Annotated in this window: 15 protein-coding genes and 1 pseudogene; 8 read left to right on the top strand and 8 right to left on the bottom strand. The window is 70.6% G+C overall.

The annotated features are described in order from the left end of the window. Positions 1-192: 192 nt before the first annotated feature. The 6 genes and pseudogenes from D7X12_RS27700 to D7X12_RS27725 all read right to left on the bottom strand — a co-directional run bounded on the left by D7X12_RS27700 (position 193) and on the right by D7X12_RS27725 (position 7,447). Complete coding sequence (locus D7X12_RS27700) at positions 193-1,242, bottom strand: phosphatase domain-containing protein (RefSeq protein ID WP_120628273.1); 1,050 nt, start codon at positions 1,240-1,242, stop codon at positions 193-195. Then, entirely contained in the window at positions 1,239-2,273 is a 1,035-nt protein-coding gene (plsX, locus tag D7X12_RS27705; RefSeq protein ID WP_120628283.1) for a phosphate acyltransferase PlsX, read from the bottom strand. The genes D7X12_RS27700 and plsX overlap by 4 nt, the downstream gene beginning before the upstream one ends. Before the next feature lie 10 nt (positions 2,274-2,283). Continuing rightward, a pseudogene (locus tag D7X12_RS27710) lies at positions 2,284-3,615 on the bottom strand (MFS transporter); the annotation flags it as partial. Between the two features lie 93 nt (positions 3,616-3,708). Beyond that, positions 3,709-5,742, bottom strand: coding sequence for an adventurous gliding motility protein GltC (gene gltC, locus D7X12_RS27715; RefSeq protein WP_208719324.1), 2,034 nt, complete (start codon positions 5,740-5,742; stop codon positions 3,709-3,711). 8 nt (positions 5,743-5,750) lie between these two features. Continuing rightward, complete coding sequence (locus D7X12_RS27720) at positions 5,751-6,623, bottom strand: outer membrane beta-barrel domain-containing protein (RefSeq protein ID WP_208719319.1); 873 nt, start codon at positions 6,621-6,623, stop codon at positions 5,751-5,753. Next, positions 6,620-7,447, bottom strand: a complete 828-nt coding sequence (locus D7X12_RS27725) for an outer membrane beta-barrel domain-containing protein (protein WP_120628276.1) — start codon at positions 7,445-7,447, stop codon at positions 6,620-6,622. Before D7X12_RS27725 ends, D7X12_RS27720 begins: the two co-directional genes overlap by 4 nt. A 270-nt stretch (positions 7,448-7,717) precedes the next feature. Here D7X12_RS27725 and cglC point away from each other — a divergent pair, with 270 nt between their 5' ends. From cglC to D7X12_RS27760, 7 genes are all read left to right on the top strand, one after another. After that, positions 7,718-8,218, top strand: a complete 501-nt coding sequence (gene cglC, locus D7X12_RS27730) for an adventurous gliding motility lipoprotein CglC (protein WP_120628277.1) — start codon at positions 7,718-7,720, stop codon at positions 8,216-8,218. Between the two features lie 92 nt (positions 8,219-8,310). Further along, positions 8,311-9,747 (top strand): vWA domain-containing protein, encoded by a 1,437-nt coding sequence (locus D7X12_RS27735; RefSeq protein WP_120628278.1) that lies wholly within the window; start codon positions 8,311-8,313, stop codon positions 9,745-9,747. A gap of 158 nt (positions 9,748-9,905) precedes the next feature. Then, positions 9,906-10,409, top strand: a complete 504-nt coding sequence (gene purE / locus D7X12_RS27740; protein ID WP_193428252.1) for a 5-(carboxyamino)imidazole ribonucleotide mutase — start codon at positions 9,906-9,908, stop codon at positions 10,407-10,409. Continuing rightward, a complete protein-coding gene (gene purK, locus D7X12_RS27745; protein ID WP_120628279.1) occupies positions 10,406-11,548 on the top strand; it encodes a 5-(carboxyamino)imidazole ribonucleotide synthase in 1,143 nt (380 codons plus the stop codon). The genes purE and purK overlap by 4 nt, the downstream gene beginning before the upstream one ends. 4 nt (positions 11,549-11,552) lie before the next feature. After that, entirely contained in the window at positions 11,553-12,029 is a 477-nt protein-coding gene (gene ybaK, locus D7X12_RS27750; protein ID WP_120628280.1) for a Cys-tRNA(Pro) deacylase, read from the top strand. 78 nt (positions 12,030-12,107) lie between these two features. Further along, positions 12,108-13,328, top strand: a complete 1,221-nt coding sequence (locus tag D7X12_RS27755; protein ID WP_244224816.1) for a hypothetical protein — start codon at positions 12,108-12,110, stop codon at positions 13,326-13,328. Positions 13,329-13,496: 168 nt separating this feature from the next. Next, on the top strand, positions 13,497-15,245 hold the full coding sequence (locus D7X12_RS27760; RefSeq protein WP_244224817.1) for an EAL domain-containing protein: 1,749 nt from the start codon (positions 13,497-13,499) through the stop codon (positions 15,243-15,245). Between the two features lie 33 nt (positions 15,246-15,278). Here D7X12_RS27760 and D7X12_RS27765 read toward each other — a convergent pair whose 3' ends face one another. Further along, the gene (locus D7X12_RS27765) at positions 15,279-15,833 is read right to left on the bottom strand and encodes a DUF192 domain-containing protein (RefSeq protein ID WP_120628282.1); all 555 of its coding nucleotides are present in this window, start codon (positions 15,831-15,833) and stop codon (positions 15,279-15,281) included. After that, positions 15,830-16,231, bottom strand: a complete 402-nt coding sequence (locus tag D7X12_RS27770; RefSeq protein WP_120535495.1) for a TIGR02266 family protein — start codon at positions 16,229-16,231, stop codon at positions 15,830-15,832. The genes D7X12_RS27765 and D7X12_RS27770 overlap by 4 nt, the downstream gene beginning before the upstream one ends. Before the next feature lie 25 nt (positions 16,232-16,256). On the opposite strand from D7X12_RS27770, the gene D7X12_RS27775 reads away from it, so the two are divergent. Beyond that, the coding region (locus D7X12_RS27775; RefSeq protein WP_208719322.1) for a hypothetical protein at positions 16,257-16,489 on the top strand (233 nt) is incomplete at its 3' end.

The raw sequence follows: 16,489 nt of genomic DNA on the forward strand, positions 1-16,489 counted from the left end.
TCCCAGGTCCCAGGGCCCCGTCGCTGCCCGCGAAAGGTGCCCTTCCTGGGGTAACAGCCGGACCCCGTCCCATCCGTGTGCGGCAGAGGGGCCTCCAGGGCCCCCGCCGGTCGCTGGAGCGGCCACCGGCCAGGCAGGCGGGCACCGCACCGGCAGGAGGCACCGCACCAACAGGGGGCACCACGCCCGGCGTCAGGAGCCGCCCGGCTTCGTCGAGCGACCCTTGTGGGTGCGCGGCAGCGCGTGGGAGATGAGCGACACGTAGTCCACCGCCTGCACGCGCGGCGGGGGCGGCTGGGTGCCCAGCGCGGCCAGACGCTTGCTGAACGCGGCCAGGATGTCCGGCACGGGGCGCATCGCCTTGAGCAGCGCGTTGGGCCCCTCCATCGCCTGGGACAGCGCGATGGCGGCCTGCTGCAGCGGCAGCCCGCGCCGCAGCAGGTCCTGGAACGAGTTCGACAGCGTGAGGATGTTGTGCCCCGCCGTCTGCACCATCTCCACGGCGATCTTCAGCACCTGGGGCGCCGTGAGGTGGCCGTCCGCGAGCAGCACCAGCGCCGCCTGGAAGTAGTTGAAGATGGGCACCACGCGCGGCCCGTAGGGCGTGAAGTGCGCGGGCGGCGTCAGCCGGTCCAGGTGGATGAAGATGCGGCGCACGGGGTCCGCCACCGGGATCTTCTTCCACGCCGCGTGCACCCGCGCGACGTCGTCCGGGTACACGCCGCCCGCCTCCAGCACCTGCGACAGCACGCGCTCGTCCACCCGGCCCGCGATGAGGTCCGCGTAGAGCGAGTAGATGAACGCGTCCGCCTCCGCGTCGTCGCCGAAGAGCACCTCTTCCGCTTCGATGGGCGCGTTGACGCGGCTCTCCAGGATGACGGGCAGCTTGTAGCCCACCTGTCCGCGCAGGGCCCGGAAGCGCCCGCGCAAGAGGTTGCTCACGTTGTCCTTGAGGACGAACTCATCCCACTGGACGCCGTCCAGCTTGAGCTTCTCCTCCAGCACCGCGCGCATCTGCTTGGGGCTGCCGGACACGATGCACAGCCGCGTGTCCCCGCTCTCCGCCAGCTCCCGGATGAGGGTGCTCGCGCCCGGCACGGCGACCTTCTCATGCGCCTTCTGGAAGGCGGTGCGGAACAGGTCGCGCAGCGACTCGAAGTCCGTCTGGAGGTACGTCTTGTCCAGGTCCCACCGGTAGATGCGGCGCGGGGGGCGGGGGTCGATCCGGTCCGGCAGGCTCACCGCGAGAGGCCCTCCTGGATGGCGGAGCCCAGCTCATTCGCCACCGCCTTCGCCGCCACCTTGCCGGCGTTGGCGATGGCGCGCGCCTTCGAACGGCCGTGCGCCTTGATGAAGATGCGATCAAACCCGAGGATGGGCGCGCCGCCGTACTGCTCCCAGTCCGTGATGTCCTTGAGCCGCTCGATGCCGGAAGACAGCATGGCCAGGCCCGCGCGCCAGCGCAGGCTCTCCTTGTAGGCGTACTGGGCCAGCTCCATCACCGTGTCGTGCACGCCCTCCAGCATCTTCAGGCACACGTTGCCCACGAAGCCATCCGTGACGATGACGTCCGCGGTGCCGCGCGGGATGTCGATGCCCTCCACGTTGCCGGTGAAGTTGAGCCCCGTCATCTGCGACAGCCGCTGGTGCGCCTCCACCACGCGGGGCGGGCCCTTCTGCGGCTCCACACCGTTGGACAGGAGCGCCACCTTGGGCCGCTCGTTGCGGGAGATGATGCGCGCGTACGCGCTGCCCATGACGGCGAACGCCACCAGGTCCTCCGCCGTGGCCTCCACCGTGGCGCCCACGTCGAGGATGAGGCTGAACGGGTCCTGCTTCGCGCCTCGCACGCCCCGCGTCGGGTACACCGTGGCCAACGCCGCGCGGCGCACGCCCGGGATGAGCTGGAAGTGGCGCTTGCACGCGAGCACGCCCGCGCCCGTGTTGCCCGCGGACACCAGCGCGTGCGCTTCGCCTTCCGCCACCAGCCGGGCGGCCACCGCCACGGAGGACTCGGGCTTGCGCGCCAGCGCCTCGCCGGGCTTCTCGTCCATGCCCACGAAGTCCGCCGCGTGGTGCACGGAGATGCGCTCGCCGTTGTGCTTGATGCCGGCCAGGACCTCGTCGATGACTGGACGGTCCCCCACGAGCAGCGCGTGGATGTGCGGAGACTCCAGCGAGAGCTGGGCCGCACCCCGCACCACCTCGGCCGGGCCGTGATCGCTCCCCATCACGTCGAACGCGATGGTGACTTGCTGCGGCTTCCCCACCATGGAACCCATCCTATGAGCTTTGCTCGGCGCCCGCTCCCGACATTCTCACCTGTGTCACCAGCGACAGTGCCAGCAGGCCTCCCAGCCCTACCAGGACCGCCCCCGTCCCATAGGGCGCGGCGGGGCCCAACCGCGTGAATAGCAGGCCGCCCAGCGCCGGGCCCACAATGCGACCGAGCGACCCGCAGGCCTGATACGCGCCCAACACCGTCCCCTGACGCGCCGCAGGAGCATGCAGGGACACCAGGGCGGACAGGCACGGGTTCACCAGCGCGGAACCCACCGCCAGCAGCCCCATCACCGGGAAGAGCCACCCGTACGACGGGGCCACCGGCAGGAGCGCGAGCCCCGCGGCCGTCAGCGCGAACCCCACCACGGCCACCGGGGCCTCCCGCCCTCCCCTGCCTCCCGGCCCGGCGGGCGGCCGTTCTCCGGGCAACGGAGCCACCAGCCGGCGCACGAGCCCGCCCTGCACCAGCGCGGACAGCACGCCCACCACCGCGAAGAGCGCCCCGGAGCGCAGGCTGGCCTCCCGCAGGACGGCCTCGTCCGGGTGCACCGCGTGGATGAGCCACCCGCCCTCCAGCGGCACCGCGCCGGCCGACAGGAAGCGCGTCAGCAGGTACACGGAGAACGTGCCCTCCATCTGCGCGAAGGCCACGGTGAAGAGCAGCACCAGCACCACGCACCGGCCCACCACGGGCATCGACAGCACGGACGCGGCGCCCTTCATGGAGCGCACCGTCGCGGAGGGCGAACCCGGCACGCGCGTCTCCGGCAGGAAGAACCACGTGCAGACGAGGTTCACCGCGGACAGCCCCGCCGCGAACAGGCCGATGGCGAGGTTGCCGCCCCACGCGCCCAGCACGCCCCCCAGCGCCGGCCCCAGCACGAAGCCCAGGCCGAACGCCGCGCCGATGATGCCCATGCCCCGCGCGCGCTCGGCCGGGGGCGTGATGTCCGCCACCACCGCCTGCGCCGTGGACACGTTGCCGCCCGACACCCCGTCGATGACGCGCGACAGGAACAACAGGGGCAGCGTGTGCGCGAAGGCGAACAGCACGTAGCCCAAGAGCGACCCCACCTGGCTCACGAGCAGCACCGGCCGCCGGCCGAACCGGTCCGACAGCCGCCCCATGATGGGCGCCGCCACCAGCTGCATCAGCGAGTACACCGCGACGAGCAGCCCCACCGTGAAGGGCGACGCCCCGAAGCGCACGCCGTACACGCCGAGCTGGGGAATCAGGATGCCGAACCCGATGAGGTCCAGCACGGCGATGCCGAACACCACCCGCAGCGACGCCTCCCGAGCCACCCTCGTACTCCCCTCGTCCACCTGCCGTTGGAAACCGGACCGCTGAAAACGGAAACCGCCGGAGCGCTCATGCCAGGCGCTCCGGCGGACCGGGAGACTCCCACCTGTGCCGTCGGGCGTCTACATCGCCCCGGCGGACTGGATGTTGCGGTTGGCCGTGTCGCGCTCGATGCAGCCCTTGGTCATCGTGTACTGGTACGTGCCCAGCTCGTCACGCCAGTACTCACCCTCGTAGGGCCAGTAGAGCTGATCGTCCGCCACGGCCACGGAGTACTTGTACTTCTTGACGATGGCCGTGCGACCGCCCGCCTTGAGCTGCTCCTCCAGGAACTCCTTCTCCTTGGTGGTCGTCTCGAACTTGATGCGCAGGCCGTTGGCCAGCAGCAGCTTGAGCGCGCCCAGCTCCGTCTCCAGCTTGCCCTTGGCCATGGTGCCGGCCTTGGAGATGAGGTGCGTGCGCTGGACCTTCAGGCCCTCCAGCAGCTGCTTCGACAGCTCCGAGTACTTGAACGTGTCGCCCTTGTTGGAGAACAGGTCCATCTCACCCTCGAGCTCCAGGATGGAGTCGTTGGTCTTCTTCAGGTCCTGATCCGTGAGGGCGAGCCGCAGGATGCGCTCCAGGAGCACGTCCGTGCCGTTCTTCTCCAGGCCGTCCTTGTTCTTCTTCTGCACGTCGGCGAGCACCGTGTAGTACTCGCTCGCGTCCATGTTCTTCTTCACGAGCGAGTCCAGCTCGTCGTGCACGGGCAGGTACGTGTGCTCGAAGTCCTGGAGGATGAGGTTGGACTCCCGGTAGCGGCAGTTCTCGTAATAGATGACGGCCTTCAGGATGAGCGCTTCCGGGAAGTACTCCTCGCGGAAGAAGGGCGACGACAGGGTGATGAGGTTGCCCAGCGCCTGCTCGTACTGACCGATGCGGTAGTTGGCCCAGGAGGACTCGAAGAGGGCCTCCAGCCACTGCGTGTTCCCGCGCTCCACCTTGTTCAGATAGAAGATGGAGAAGCGGTTCTGCTGCATGCCGTAGTGCGTGCGCGCCAGCTGCATGAAGGCCAGCTCGCGCAGCGACTTGTCCAGCTTCGCCTGCTCGCCGGTGCGGCCCGACTGGGGACGGGTGAGGCGCACCACTTCCTTCATCGCCTCCACCGACGCCAGCACGTCCGTGTTGCCGCGCTTGAGCGCCGCGTCCTTGTTGCGCGTGCCGTTGCGGAAGAAGGCCACGCCCTCCAGGTACTTCGCGCGCGGGTAGAACGGATCCGTGCGCGGGATGGTCAGCGCCAGCCGCTTCACTTCCTCGAAGCTCTTGTCCGCGTTCTCCGTCTGGCCCACCTGATCCAACGCCCGGCCGCGCACGAAGTGGTAGCGCGCCAGCAGGTAGCGGAACTCGTTGCGGAACTTCTCCGGGAACTCGTAGTTCGCGTAACGGGCGATCTCATCCAGGATGACCGTCTCGTTCTGCGTCTTGCGGCTGATGAAGAACAGCCACTCCAGGCTCGTCTTGAAGAACTTCGTGGACGGACCCACCGCGAGGATCTTGGAGAACTCGCCCAGGGACGAGTGGTACAGGCCCATGCGGTAGAGCGACTTGGCCAGCACGTAGCGCGCCTCGGTGTGCAGACCCTGCAGCTTCGGGTCCCCCAGGAGCTCGTGCGACGCCATCGCCGCCTTCTCGTACTCGTCGTTCTTGAACAGCGAGATGGCCGCGTCCAGGCGCTGGCGGTCCGCCGTCTTGCCGGACACGTCCACCGCGTCGAACGTCATCGTCGGCGCGGGCGGCTTGTCGCTGTCGCTGGTGAGGTCCAGGCCCAGGCCGCCACCCTGGGGGGCAGCGGCGGGCTTCGTCGCCGCGGCGGGCGCGGTGGTGGCCGGCGCCACGGGCGTCGTGGTGGTGGTCGTCGTCGGAGGCGTGGCCGGGTTGCCCACGGGCGCCGCGGTTTCAGGAGCGGGGGCCGCGGTGGCCTCCGCGGCGGGGGCGGTCTGCTTGCCCTTGCCCCGCTTGGTGGAGGTCGTCTTCTTCTTCGCCGAAGACGACCCCTTCTTCTTCTTCTTGGACTGTCCCGCCAGGTCCAGGCCTTCAAAGGACTGGGCCATGGTGGGAGCCGTCCACGCGAGCGTGAGCCCGAGGACGGCGAGACGGAGGAGCCGGTGGGTGCGCATCATGAGTCTTAGGAACCGGAGGGGAAGAAGAAGGACAGGCCCAGCTCGAAGAGGATCTGGTTGCGGAGGTACGTGGGCGTGGGCTCCCGGCCCTTCTCCACGTAGATGAGGTCGCGCAGCTCCGTGCGCAGCGTCACCCAGCGGTTGAAGAAGAAGCGCAGGCCGACGCCCACGTTGCCGCCGGCCGTGAGGTACGACTTGCTGCCCGCGACGGGCTGGCCGTCCACGAGCCGCGTCTCCGGGCCGCGGTACTGCACCACCGACGCGCCGACGATGCCGTACATGTCGAAGTGGACGAACTTCTCCGCCAGCAGCGACAGCTTGCCGTAGATGGGGGCCCACTGGACGTCCGCGCCGCCCAGCAGCGTGAGCTGCCCGGGGGCCTGGCCGTCCAGCTCGCCCTTGGAGGGCGCGCGGCAGCCGCGGGTGTCGCCGGTGTCGCCGCCGAACTCGCAGATCTGCGCGGAGCCGGCCACGGTGTTCACCGCGTAGCCCGCGCGCAGGCCCACGCCCAGCGTCTCCGTGGGGTAGTACGTGAGCGAGGCTCCGAAGAGGTACTTCTTGTAGAACGCGTCGCGGATGGAGACGGACGCGGACGGGCTGACCTCGAAGCGGCCCTTCTTGAGGAACATGTGGCCGGACACCGGCCGGATGCGCTCGCGAAGGGGCCCCAGGGCGTCCTTGTCCACCTCGGACACGTCACCGGCCTCCTCCTCCTGGGAGGCGGCCGACCCCTGCGGCGCGGCGGCCGGCTTCGGGGCAGGAGCGGGAGCGGGCGCCGGAGCCGCCGCGGGGGCGGGAGCGGGAGCCTGGTCGGCGGCGCCGGCCAGCACGGGCATGCCAGCGCACAGGGTCAGCAGCAGACGGAAGGTGGGCTTCATTCGGACTCCCTCCCCGTCGACTTGAGGGGCAGGAAGATGGAGATGCCCGCGTTGAGGGTCATGACGTTCTGGATGGCGCCCTTGCTGCTGCCCAGGGGCTGGTCCACATAGGAAGTGTTGATGAGGGCCACGTTGACGGCCAGGTAGTCCTTGGTGACGAACCGCATGCCCAGGCCCAGGTCGGCGGCCGGGTTGAGGCCGCGGTCGGGCAGCGCGGAGGTCTCCGTCTTCACCACGCCCAGGCCGCCCAGGAGGTAGCCGTCGAAGTGGAGGATGGAGTTGAGGAAGGACACCTTGCCGTACAGCGGCGCCCACTCGATGTCGCCCATGGCGGACCACTGCGGCACGGAGTTGTAGATCTTGCTGTTGAAGGTGCGCTTGGCGGTGCGCACGTCATCCGACGGCACCACCTGCATCAGCGAACCGCGGGCGGAGATGGCCAGCGTGTCCGCCAGGTACCAGGCGCCCCGGAGCGAACCGCCCACCTTCGAATAGAAGGGGTCGTTCACGGAGATGCTGACGAGCGGGGAGAGCTCGAAGCGGTGCTTCTTCAGATACACCTTGCGCTGGACGCTCTTCACCCGGTCGTCCTGGGTGATGTCCGTCAGCGGCATCAGCGCCTCGGGGGGGATCTCCTTCGCCTTGTCGGCGGTGGGCGGCGACGCGGGACGGGCTTCCTCGTCCGGCGGCGGCGCTGGGTTCTCTTCGGGAGGTTTGGCCTGGGCGTCCTCGGTCAGATCGAGGCCCATGCCTTCCTGACTCTGGGCGGGGGCCAGCGCGGGCCACATCAGGCTCAGCGCAAGCAGCAGCGTGGGGCGGTTCAAGTCCGGGCGCTCCGTGGGGGGGAGGGGGCGTACTGCCACCGGAAGGCAGCATGACATCAGCCACGCCATCCTATCGGTCGTATTCCCAGCCATCAACCGCCACGACGTGCCTGCCTCCTCTGTAATCCTCCGGTCCCCCTTCACAATTCCAGCGGATCCGCGTCTGCATGTCCCGGGTTGGCGTGAAGGAGGGGTGTGCTACCGTTTCAGCCCACCTGGAGTCGCGGCCCCCCCACGCCCCAGGTCCCTTCCTTCCTAGAGGTTTCAAAGATGTTCGTGCGATCCGCGCTCTTCATGTCCGCCGTCCTCCTGCTGGGAGGCTGTGAGGTCACCACCGAACTGGGCAAGCCGTGCGGCCTGGTGCGCAAGGCGACGGACACGGAGGCGCAAACCTTCGGCCGCGACTTCATGCCCATCTACGAGAAGGACATCGCCGCGGACCAGGACTTCATCTCCTTCGGCTCGCTGGACTGCGAGGAGCTGGTCTGCGTGCGCGACGCGGACAGCCCCCGCAGCGACAACCCGGCCGACGAGGCCCTGGGCTACTGCAGCGACGCGTGCGTGCAGGGCAGCACCACCGACTGCGAGGTGACCAACAGCGACGCGGTGGAGGGCATCAAGGAGCGGATGACGTGCCGTCCCCTGCTGTTGGATCAGGCGACGCTCGAAGCCATCAAGGTCGCCGACGAGGGCTTCTACCGGCGCACCTTCGGCGAGAACAACTCGCCCTACTTCTGCGCCGGCGCCACCCCGCAGGCCCAGGGCAACTGAACAGTCGCCTGGCACGAAAGGGTTAGACCTATTCGCGCGCGCCGTTCGTAAAGGCAGGGCCCGCGTTTCCACACGCCCTCTGGAGTCCTGCCATGAATCGTACGGTCCTCTTCCTCGCCCTGGCTGGCGGCCTCGCCCTCACCGCCCTGGTGCTGGGCCTGCCCCGGGGGGACGGCACCTCGTCCCCCCATGTCGTGGTGACGACGCCGCTGGGCTCCCCCACCCCGCCGGTCAACAAGCCGCAGGGCGTCACGGGCGCGGGCAGCCTCCAGGTGACGAGCCGGCTGGCGCACCCGTACATCCCGGTGGGCCCCTCGGAGACGTACGTCACGGTGGACCTCACCGGCATGGAGGTGCCCGGCGCGAAGCGCAGCCCGGTGAACCTGGCGGTCGTCATCGACCGGTCGGGCTCCATGAGCGGCTACAAGCTGCAGCAGGCGAAGCAGGCCGCGCGGCACCTGGTGACGCTCTTGCGCGACGAGGACCGGCTGGCCATCGTGCACTACGGTTCGGACGTGAAGAGCCTGCCGTCCTTGCCGGCGACCGCGGACAACCGCGAGCGGATGGCCCGCTTCATCGACGGCATCTGGGACGACGGCGGCACCAACATCAGCGCGGGCCTGTCCGTGGGCCGCACGCAGCTGGCGTCCGCCATGGGCGGCAGCGCCACCGTCAACCGCCTCATCCTGATGAGCGACGGCCAGCCCACCGAGGGCGTGTCGGATGACGAGGGGCTGAAGAACGTGGTGCGGGAGATCCGCGCCTCCGGCATCACGGTGAGCTCCATTGGCGTGGGCACCGACTTCAACGAGGACCTGATGCAGGCCTTCGCCGAGTACGGCGCGGGCGCCTACGGGTTCCTGGAGGATGCGAGCAAGCTGTCCACCCTCTTCCAGCGCGACCTGCAGCAGGCCACCACCGCGGTGGCGCGCAACGTGGAGCTGTCCTTCGAGCTGCCCCCGGGCACGACGCTGGGCGAGGTGCTGGGCTACCGCGCGCACCAGGCCGGCAACACCGTGCGCGTGGCGATGCCGGACTTCGCCGCGGGCCAGGTGGAGCGCGTGGTGGTGCGGCTGAACGTGACGGGCGGCGCGGCGGGCCAGTCCGTGCAGGTGGCGGGGCTGAAGGTCGCTTACACGGACCTGCTCGCGAACAAGGGCGTGGAGGACCTGTCCACGCTGGCCGCGGTGGCCACGGACGTGCGCGAAGAGGTGGTGTCGCGCCAGGACAAGGAGGCCACGGTGTACGCGGCCCGGGCGCGCAGCGCGCAGAACCTCCAGAAGGCCGCGGAGGCGATGAGCACGGGCAAGAAGGGCGAGGCCCAGGACTACCTGCGCCAGAACCAGGTCCTCTTCACCGAGGCGGCCGCGGTGGCGGGTCCGGCGGCGGTGGCGGTGGATCAGGCCGAGCAGGCCCAGGCGATGCAGGAATACGACGCCGCGGACGACGAGACCTCCCAGCGCGCCGCCGTGAAGAGCAGCAAGGTGAAGGCGCTCAAGAGCTTCGGCCGGATGGGCTCCACCTACTAGCCGGGCACGCCGGGCGGGAGGGGGGTGACGCTCGGCCCCCCGGTCCCTCCCTGACGCGAAGTGACATCTTCGCGGTTGACCTGCGGAATCGCGTGGCCCTATCTCCGCGTTCTTCCAGGCTTCAGCCCTGGAAGGGCGCACTGGAGGCGCGAGACAGCATGGCGGCGAGCGCGAGCACCCCGTGGGTCGGGGTCATCATGGGCGGCAGAAGCGACCTCGAACACCTGCAACCGGCGATCGACATCCTCGCCGAGCTGCGCATCCCGCATGAGGTGCGCGTCGTGTCCGCGCACCGCACCCCGGACTGGATGATGGAGTACGCGTCCACCGCGGAGTCCCGGGGCCTGTCCGTCATCATCGCCGCGGCGGGCGGCGCGGCGCACCTGCCCGGCATGGTGTCCAGCAAGACGTTGCTGCCGGTGCTGGGCGTGCCCATGCCCACCACGGTGCTCAACGGCTTCGACGCGCTGCTCTCCATCGTGCAGATGCCCAAGGGCGTCCCGGTGGGCACGCAGGCCATTGGCAAGCCGGGGGCCGCCAACGCGGCGCTGCACGCGGCGGCCATCCTCTGCCTGAAGTACCCGGAGCTGCGCGAGCGGCTGGGGGCCTGGCGCAAGGCGCGCACGGACGAGGTGCTGGCGCACCGGGAGGTGTCGGGATGACGGCGCGCGTGGTGCTCCCCGGCGGCACGCTGGGCATCCTCGGCGGAGGGCAGCTGGGGCGGATGATGGCGCTCGCGGCGCGCACGCTGGGCTACCAGGTGCAGGCGCTGGATCCGGACTCGTCGTGTCCGGCCCGCAGCGTGGTGGACCGCTGCCTCACCGCGTCCTTCTCCGACACGTCCGCCGCGGAGGACCTGGCGCGCTCGTGCGACGTGGTGACGCTGGAGATTGAAAAGGTGTCGCTCGCCACGCTCAACGCCGTCGCGCGCCACGCGCCCATGCGGCCCGGCGCGGCCGTGCTGGAGGTGGTGCAGCACCGCGGCCGGCAGAAGTCCTGGCTCGCGAAGGGCGGCTTCCCGCTGGGGCCGTGGCGTGAGGCGCACTCGGAGGCGGAGCTGGCGCAGGCCATCACCGCGCTGGGCGGCCGGTGCTTCATCAAGTCCAGCGAGGGCGGCTACGACGGCCGCGGCCAGTACGAGGTGAAGCAGGCCTCCGAGGCGGGCGTCGCGTGGCGCGAGCTGGGTGAAGGCTCCGTGGTGGTGGAGGCCGCGCTGGATCTGCAGGCGGAGCTGTCGGTGCTCGTCGCGCGCGGGCCGGATGGACAGCTCGCGGTGTACCCTCCTGCATTCAACCACCACGAGCAGCGCATCCTCGCGTGGTCGCTCCTGCCGGGCCCGCTGCCGCAGCCCGTGCTCACGCAGGCCGCGCAGGTGGCGCGCGACATCACCGCCGCGCTGAAGGTGGAGGGGCTGCTGGTGGTGGAGATGTTCCTGCTGGGGGACGGCTCGCTGCTCGTCAACGAGGTGGCGCCCCGGCCGCACAACAGCTTCCACTCGACGGAGGTGGCGTGCCTGACGAGCCAGTTCGAGCAGGCCGTGCGCGCGGTGTGCAACCTGCCCCTGGGCTCCGTGGAGGTGGTGCGCCCCGCGGCCATCGTCAACCTGCTGGGCGACCTGTGGCTGCACGAGGGCGGGCCCCGCTTCGAACAGGTGCTGGCCATGCCCGGCGTCCGGCTGCACCTGTACGGCAAGCGCGACGCGCGCAAGGGCCGCAAGATGGGGCACCTGTCCGCCGTGGGCACCACGCCCGAGGACGCGCTCGCCCGCGTGAAGGCCGCCGCCACGCTCCTGGGGATGTGAGCCCGTGAAGACGAACGCCGCCCGGCTGCTGGACTCGCTCGGCATCGCGTACACGTTGCGCGACTACGACGTGGATCCGGACGACCTGTCCGCGGAGACGGTGGCCGCCAAGGTGGGCATGCCCGCCGAACAGGTGTTCAAGACGCTGGTGGCCAAGGGCGACCGCACCGGCGTGCTGATGGCGGTGGTGCCCGGCAACGCGGAGCTGGACCTGAAGGCCCTGGCGCGGCTGAGCGGCGACCGCAAGGTGGACACCGTGCCCCTCAAGGAATTGCAGCCGCTCACGGGCTTCATCCGGGGCGGCGTCACCGCGCTGGGGGGCAAGAAGGAGTACCCCGTCTACGTGGACGAGACGCTGGAGCTGTTCGACGTCGTCGCCGTGTCGGCGGGGGTGCGAGGCACGCAGATCCTCCTCGCCCCCGCGGACTACCTGCGCGTGACGAAGGGCAGGACGGGACCGCTGTCGCGCCCGAAGGCGTAGACCTTTTTCGCGGGCCGCGCGTTCGAAGGACATTCCCGGCCCGAGGGCCGTTCCCGGGGTGTCCCGATGAATGCCGCCGTGTTGCAATTCCACCACCGCGAAGCCTTCGAGCACACCGTCACGCGCGCGCTGGCGGCGGGCGCCGGTGCGGGGCTCCTGCAGTGGCTCACGCTGCGCCTGGGCGTCCCGGTGCCGCTCACGTGGCTGGTCCCCGCCGCGGTGGTGCTGGCGTGCGCGCGCGGCGACCGGTGGGACCGGGGCCTCCTGAGCGGCCTGGGGCTGCTCCTCATCGGCCTGCCCTACGGCCTGGGCCTGTCGCCCGGCTGGACGGTGGCGACGAGCGGCGCGGCCGCCGGGGCGCTGCTGGTGCGCGCGCGCCTCAATGAATTGGGCGAGGAGGGCCAGGTGGCGGAGGCCCGCCCCACCCTCGTGCACTACGGCCTGGGCAGCGTGCTGGGCGCGGGGCTCACGCTGGCCGGGGGCGTGGTGGCGGAAGTCCTGGCGCTGCGGCTCGCGTCGGTGGCCACGCCGACGCTGCTGGCGGCGGGGGTGGTGGGCGCCATCGTCGGCCTCTTCGTGGGCCTGGGCGCCATCGCCGCGCACCTGAGTCTGACGGCGGATCCGGTGGAGGCGCGCGCGGAGGAGTTGCTGCCCCAGCTCTCCGGTGACTTCCACGCGCTGTCTGAACGCGCGCTGTCGCTCTATCGCCAGTGCGGGCAGTCGCTCGCGAAGCTGCCCCGGGAGCCCGCGCGCGAGGAGCTGGCCCGCACGCTGGCGCGCATCACGCGCGGCGCGGTGGAGCTGGCCTCCGAGTGGGCCGGCGTGGAGGCACAGTTGGAGGAGCGCGCCACCGCGGAGCTTCAAGCGGAGCGCGACAGCCTGGAGCGCAGCGCTCGCGCCAGCACGGACGCCGTGGCGCGCCGGCAGCTGGAGGTCGCGGCGGCGTCGCTGGCCGAGGAGGTGGAGCGGCTGGGAGACATGCGACAGCGCCGCGAGCGCATCATCGCGAGGCTGCGCGCGGAGGTGGCCCTGCTGGAGCGGGCGCGCGTGGCGCTCCTGTCCCTGCGCAGCGGTCAGGCGCAGCTCAAGGCCGCGGAGCTGGCCTCGCTGGCCCGCCGCTTCCGTGCCCTCTCGACCGCCCAGGGAGAGGAGGGCCAGGCCATGGACTCCGTCGCGGCCCAGGTGACGCTCGCCCAGGTTGCCCCCGTGGAGGCCCCTCCGCCGGCGCCCGTGGACGCCGCGCCGCTGGCCTCGGAGGGCGCCAACGTGCCGGAAATCCAACGGATTCGCGGGGAATAGCGGCACGGGGGCCCTTGGGGACCCCTCCCGGAAGGTCGGGCCCGGAGGCTTGCGGCGGGCGTCCGGGTCCGACGCCGGTTCATTTGTCGGGTGGGGGGACCTGAAGGTTCCCTCAGGGCGGGGTACATTTTGAGGGCCATGAGTGTGCCCTCCCCTAGCAAGCCCGGCGTGCCCCCTCCCTGGCTGTGGAACGGTGATGAGCCGAGGGTCGCCACCGTCTTCCAGCCCATCGTCGATCTGCTGAGTGGCGAGGTGCTGGGCCACGAGGTGCTGTCGCGAGGCCTGGGCCCGGTGGAGTCCCCCAACGAGCTGTTCTCCCGCGCGCGCGTGGAGGGCTTCACCTACGAGTTGGAGCGCGCGTGCTGGACGGCGGCGGTGCGCCGCATCGCCACGCTGCCGGAGGCGCAGCGGCGCGGCCCCTTCTTCTTCAACGTCAGCCCGGATGTGCTGAGCGACGAGCGCTTCGGTGGCGCGTCCACGCTGGAGCTGCTGCGCCAGCACGGCCTCAGCCCCCGGCAGCTGGTGCTCGAAATCACCGAGCGCAGCACCTTCGAGGACACGGAGCAGCTGCGCATGCTCGCGCGGCGGTACTCGGAGCAGGGCTTCGGCATCGCGCTGGACGACTTCGGCGCGGGGCACTCCGGGCTGGTGACGCTGGTGCACAGCGCGCCGGACTTCATCAAGTTGGATCAGGCGCTGGTGCGCGACATCCACCTGCACACCTACCGGCAGCACCTGGTGAAGTCGCTGGTCGCCTTCGCGCAGCGCGTGGACGCGGTGCTCATCGCCGAGGGCGTGGAGACGTGGAACGAGCTGGCCGTGCTGCTGCGCCTGGGCATCCGGCACGCGCAGGGCTATCTGCTCGCGCGGCCGGTGAGCTCTCCGCAGCGGCCGGGCGCGGAGTTCGCCGAGCGCTGCCGCGAGGCCATCCGCGCCCTGCACCAGCGCGAGCACGAGGACGACGAGACGGTGGGCAGCATGATCATCCGTCCCCCCTGCGCGCCGGTGGCGTCGCCCGCCATCGAGTTGGACAGGCTGTTCCGCCGCACGCCGGGCGAGGACCACGTGGTGCTGCTGGACGGCGAACAGCCGCACGCGGTGGTGACGCGGCGGAGCTTCTACGCGCGGTGGGGTGGCACCTCCGCGGACGCGTCTCCGGCGCTTGAAGATGGAGCGCCCGTGGACCTGATGGTGGTGGAGGACGGCACGGCCATCACCGCCCTGGCGCGCATGGCGATGCGCCGTCCGCCGGAGTCCGTCTACGACCCGGTGGTGGTGACGGACGCGAAGGGCCACTTCCTGGGCACGGTGACGATGAAGCAGCTCATCGCGCGGGCCTCGGACCTGGAGCAGCACGCGGCCACCGGCGCGCATCCGCTCACGGACCTGCCCGGCAGCCGCATGATTGAACGGTGGATCCGCGCCGCGCTCCAGGGCGACGCGTTCACCGTCATCTACGGCGACCTGGATCACTTCGAGGCCTACAACGACCGCTACGGCTTCCTCCAGGGCGACCGGGTGATCCGCTACACCGCGGGCCTGCTGTCGGAGTGCCTGCACCTGCTGCCGCCCGGTTCGCACCTGGGCCATGTGGGCGGCGACGACTTCGTGCTCGTGTGCCCCGAAGCGGTGTCGCCCGAGGTGCTTCGCACGCTCTGTCAGCGCTTCGACGCGGAGAAGGTCCCGCTGTACGGCCCGGAGGACCTGCGCAGGGGCGGCTTCACCGCGGGAGACGCCGCGGGCGCGCCCGTGCCGGTGACGCTGAGCCTGGCGGCGGTGGACCACCGGGGGCTGTCTCCCCAGCCCCATCCCGCCGAGCTGTCCGCGGTCGCCGCGTCCCTGCGCAAGAAGGTGAAGGCGCTCTCCGGCCAGACGGCCACCAGCACGTTCCTGTTCGAGCAGGGCAAGCCCGGGTAGCGGGGACGCGGGCCAACACAGCCCGCGCACGCGTCACGGCGCGATGGGGAGGGTGCTCACGCCCTCGAACTCCACCGTGCCGCCCTTGACGATGCCGTTCGCCTGACACCAGCCGCCCGGCACCTCCAGCACGTACTGGCTGGGGATGCCCACCGAGCGGTTCGCCAGCGTGCGCGGCTCCGCGTTCTCGATGATGCCGACGATGCGGTGCTCGGACGTGATGAACAGCATGTCCAGGGGGATGAGCGTGTTGCGCATCCAGAAGCCCCGGACCTCCTGCTCTGGAAAGAGGAAGAGCATGCCCTGCCCGGCGGGCAGCGACTTGCGCCACATGAGGCCGCGCGTGCGTGCATCGCCCGTGGCGGCGACCTCCACCTCCACCCGGTGCACGCCCCCGTAGGCGTCCTTCAGCCGCACGTGCGCGCGCGGCAGCCCTGGCATCACGTAGTCCTCCGCCGACACGTCCTTCGGGCGCGCTCGCGAAGGCGCGGGCGCGGGCTTCACAAGCTTCGGTGATGCGGCGGGCGCTTCCTGGCACGCGCCGCCCACGAGCGCCAGCGCCAGCAACACCGCGACCCGCGACTTCATGGGTGCTGGGGATGCAGCGGCTTGTTGAGCAGCTTCTCCGTCAGCTCGGAGCCCAGGCTGTCGGACATCAGCCGCTCCACCAGGGTCTCGAAGTCCACGCGCTGGGACTCGCTGCTGTAGATGAAGCGGATGCCCATGCCGGGCTCCTCCGCGTCGCCCTTGGACCAGACGACCTCGCCCAACAGTTCGAAGGGTGCCTCGCGGTGCGGCACCGTCAGCTTGAAGAGGAAGCGCGTGCCGATGGGCAGCGGCTTCTTCGTCTTGATGAAGGTGCCACCCTTGCTGATGTTCTTCGTGTAGTCGGCGAAGAACGAATTGAGCTTCTTGTAGTCGACCTTCAGCTCGATGGGCGCACGACCATGGGTGCGCAGTTCGGATCCGCTCTTCTGTTCGGACATGCGGTCGGGGAGTATAGGGGACGCCATGCGGCAAGTCCTCCCCCGCGCCCGCGGTCTGTTGGGCCGTCCCGCCGTCCTGGCCACCGTGCTGGTGCTCGCCGGTGGTGGGTCGGCCCTCGTCCTTGTCCCCCTCTTCGGGGTTCCCGGCTTTGAGCTGGGGCTCGCGCTGGCCATCGCCGTCGGCCTGCTTGGGGGAGGGACGGGCATCGCCGCCGCCGCCCAGGAGCGCCGCCTCCTCACCGGCACCCTCCCCCATCC

This window comes from Corallococcus sicarius, assembly GCF_003611735.1.
GTDB lineage: Bacteria > Myxococcota > Myxococcia > Myxococcales > Myxococcaceae > Corallococcus > Corallococcus sicarius.

Bases quoted from the DNA above. Each gene is read 5' to 3' on its own strand.
- plsX (WP_120628283.1), bottom strand. From the start codon at position 2,273: ATGGTGGGGAAGCCGCAGCAAGTCACCATCGCGTTCGACGTGATGGGG.
- gltC (WP_208719324.1), bottom strand. From the start codon at position 5,742: ATGCGCACCCACCGGCTCCTCCGTCTCGCCGTCCTCGGGCTCACGCTC.
- D7X12_RS27720 (WP_208719319.1), bottom strand. From the start codon at position 6,623: ATGAAGCCCACCTTCCGTCTGCTGCTGACCCTGTGCGCTGGCATGCCC.
- cglC (WP_120628277.1), top strand. From the start codon at position 7,718: ATGTTCGTGCGATCCGCGCTCTTCATGTCCGCCGTCCTCCTGCTGGGA.
- D7X12_RS27735 (WP_120628278.1), top strand. From the start codon at position 8,311: ATGAATCGTACGGTCCTCTTCCTCGCCCTGGCTGGCGGCCTCGCCCTC.
- purE (WP_193428252.1), top strand. From the start codon at position 9,906: ATGGCGGCGAGCGCGAGCACCCCGTGGGTCGGGGTCATCATGGGCGGC.
- purK (WP_120628279.1), top strand. From the start codon at position 10,406: ATGACGGCGCGCGTGGTGCTCCCCGGCGGCACGCTGGGCATCCTCGGC.
- D7X12_RS27765 (WP_120628282.1), bottom strand. From the start codon at position 15,833: ATGAAGTCGCGGGTCGCGGTGTTGCTGGCGCTGGCGCTCGTGGGCGGC.
- D7X12_RS27770 (WP_120535495.1), bottom strand. From the start codon at position 16,231: ATGTCCGAACAGAAGAGCGGATCCGAACTGCGCACCCATGGTCGTGCG.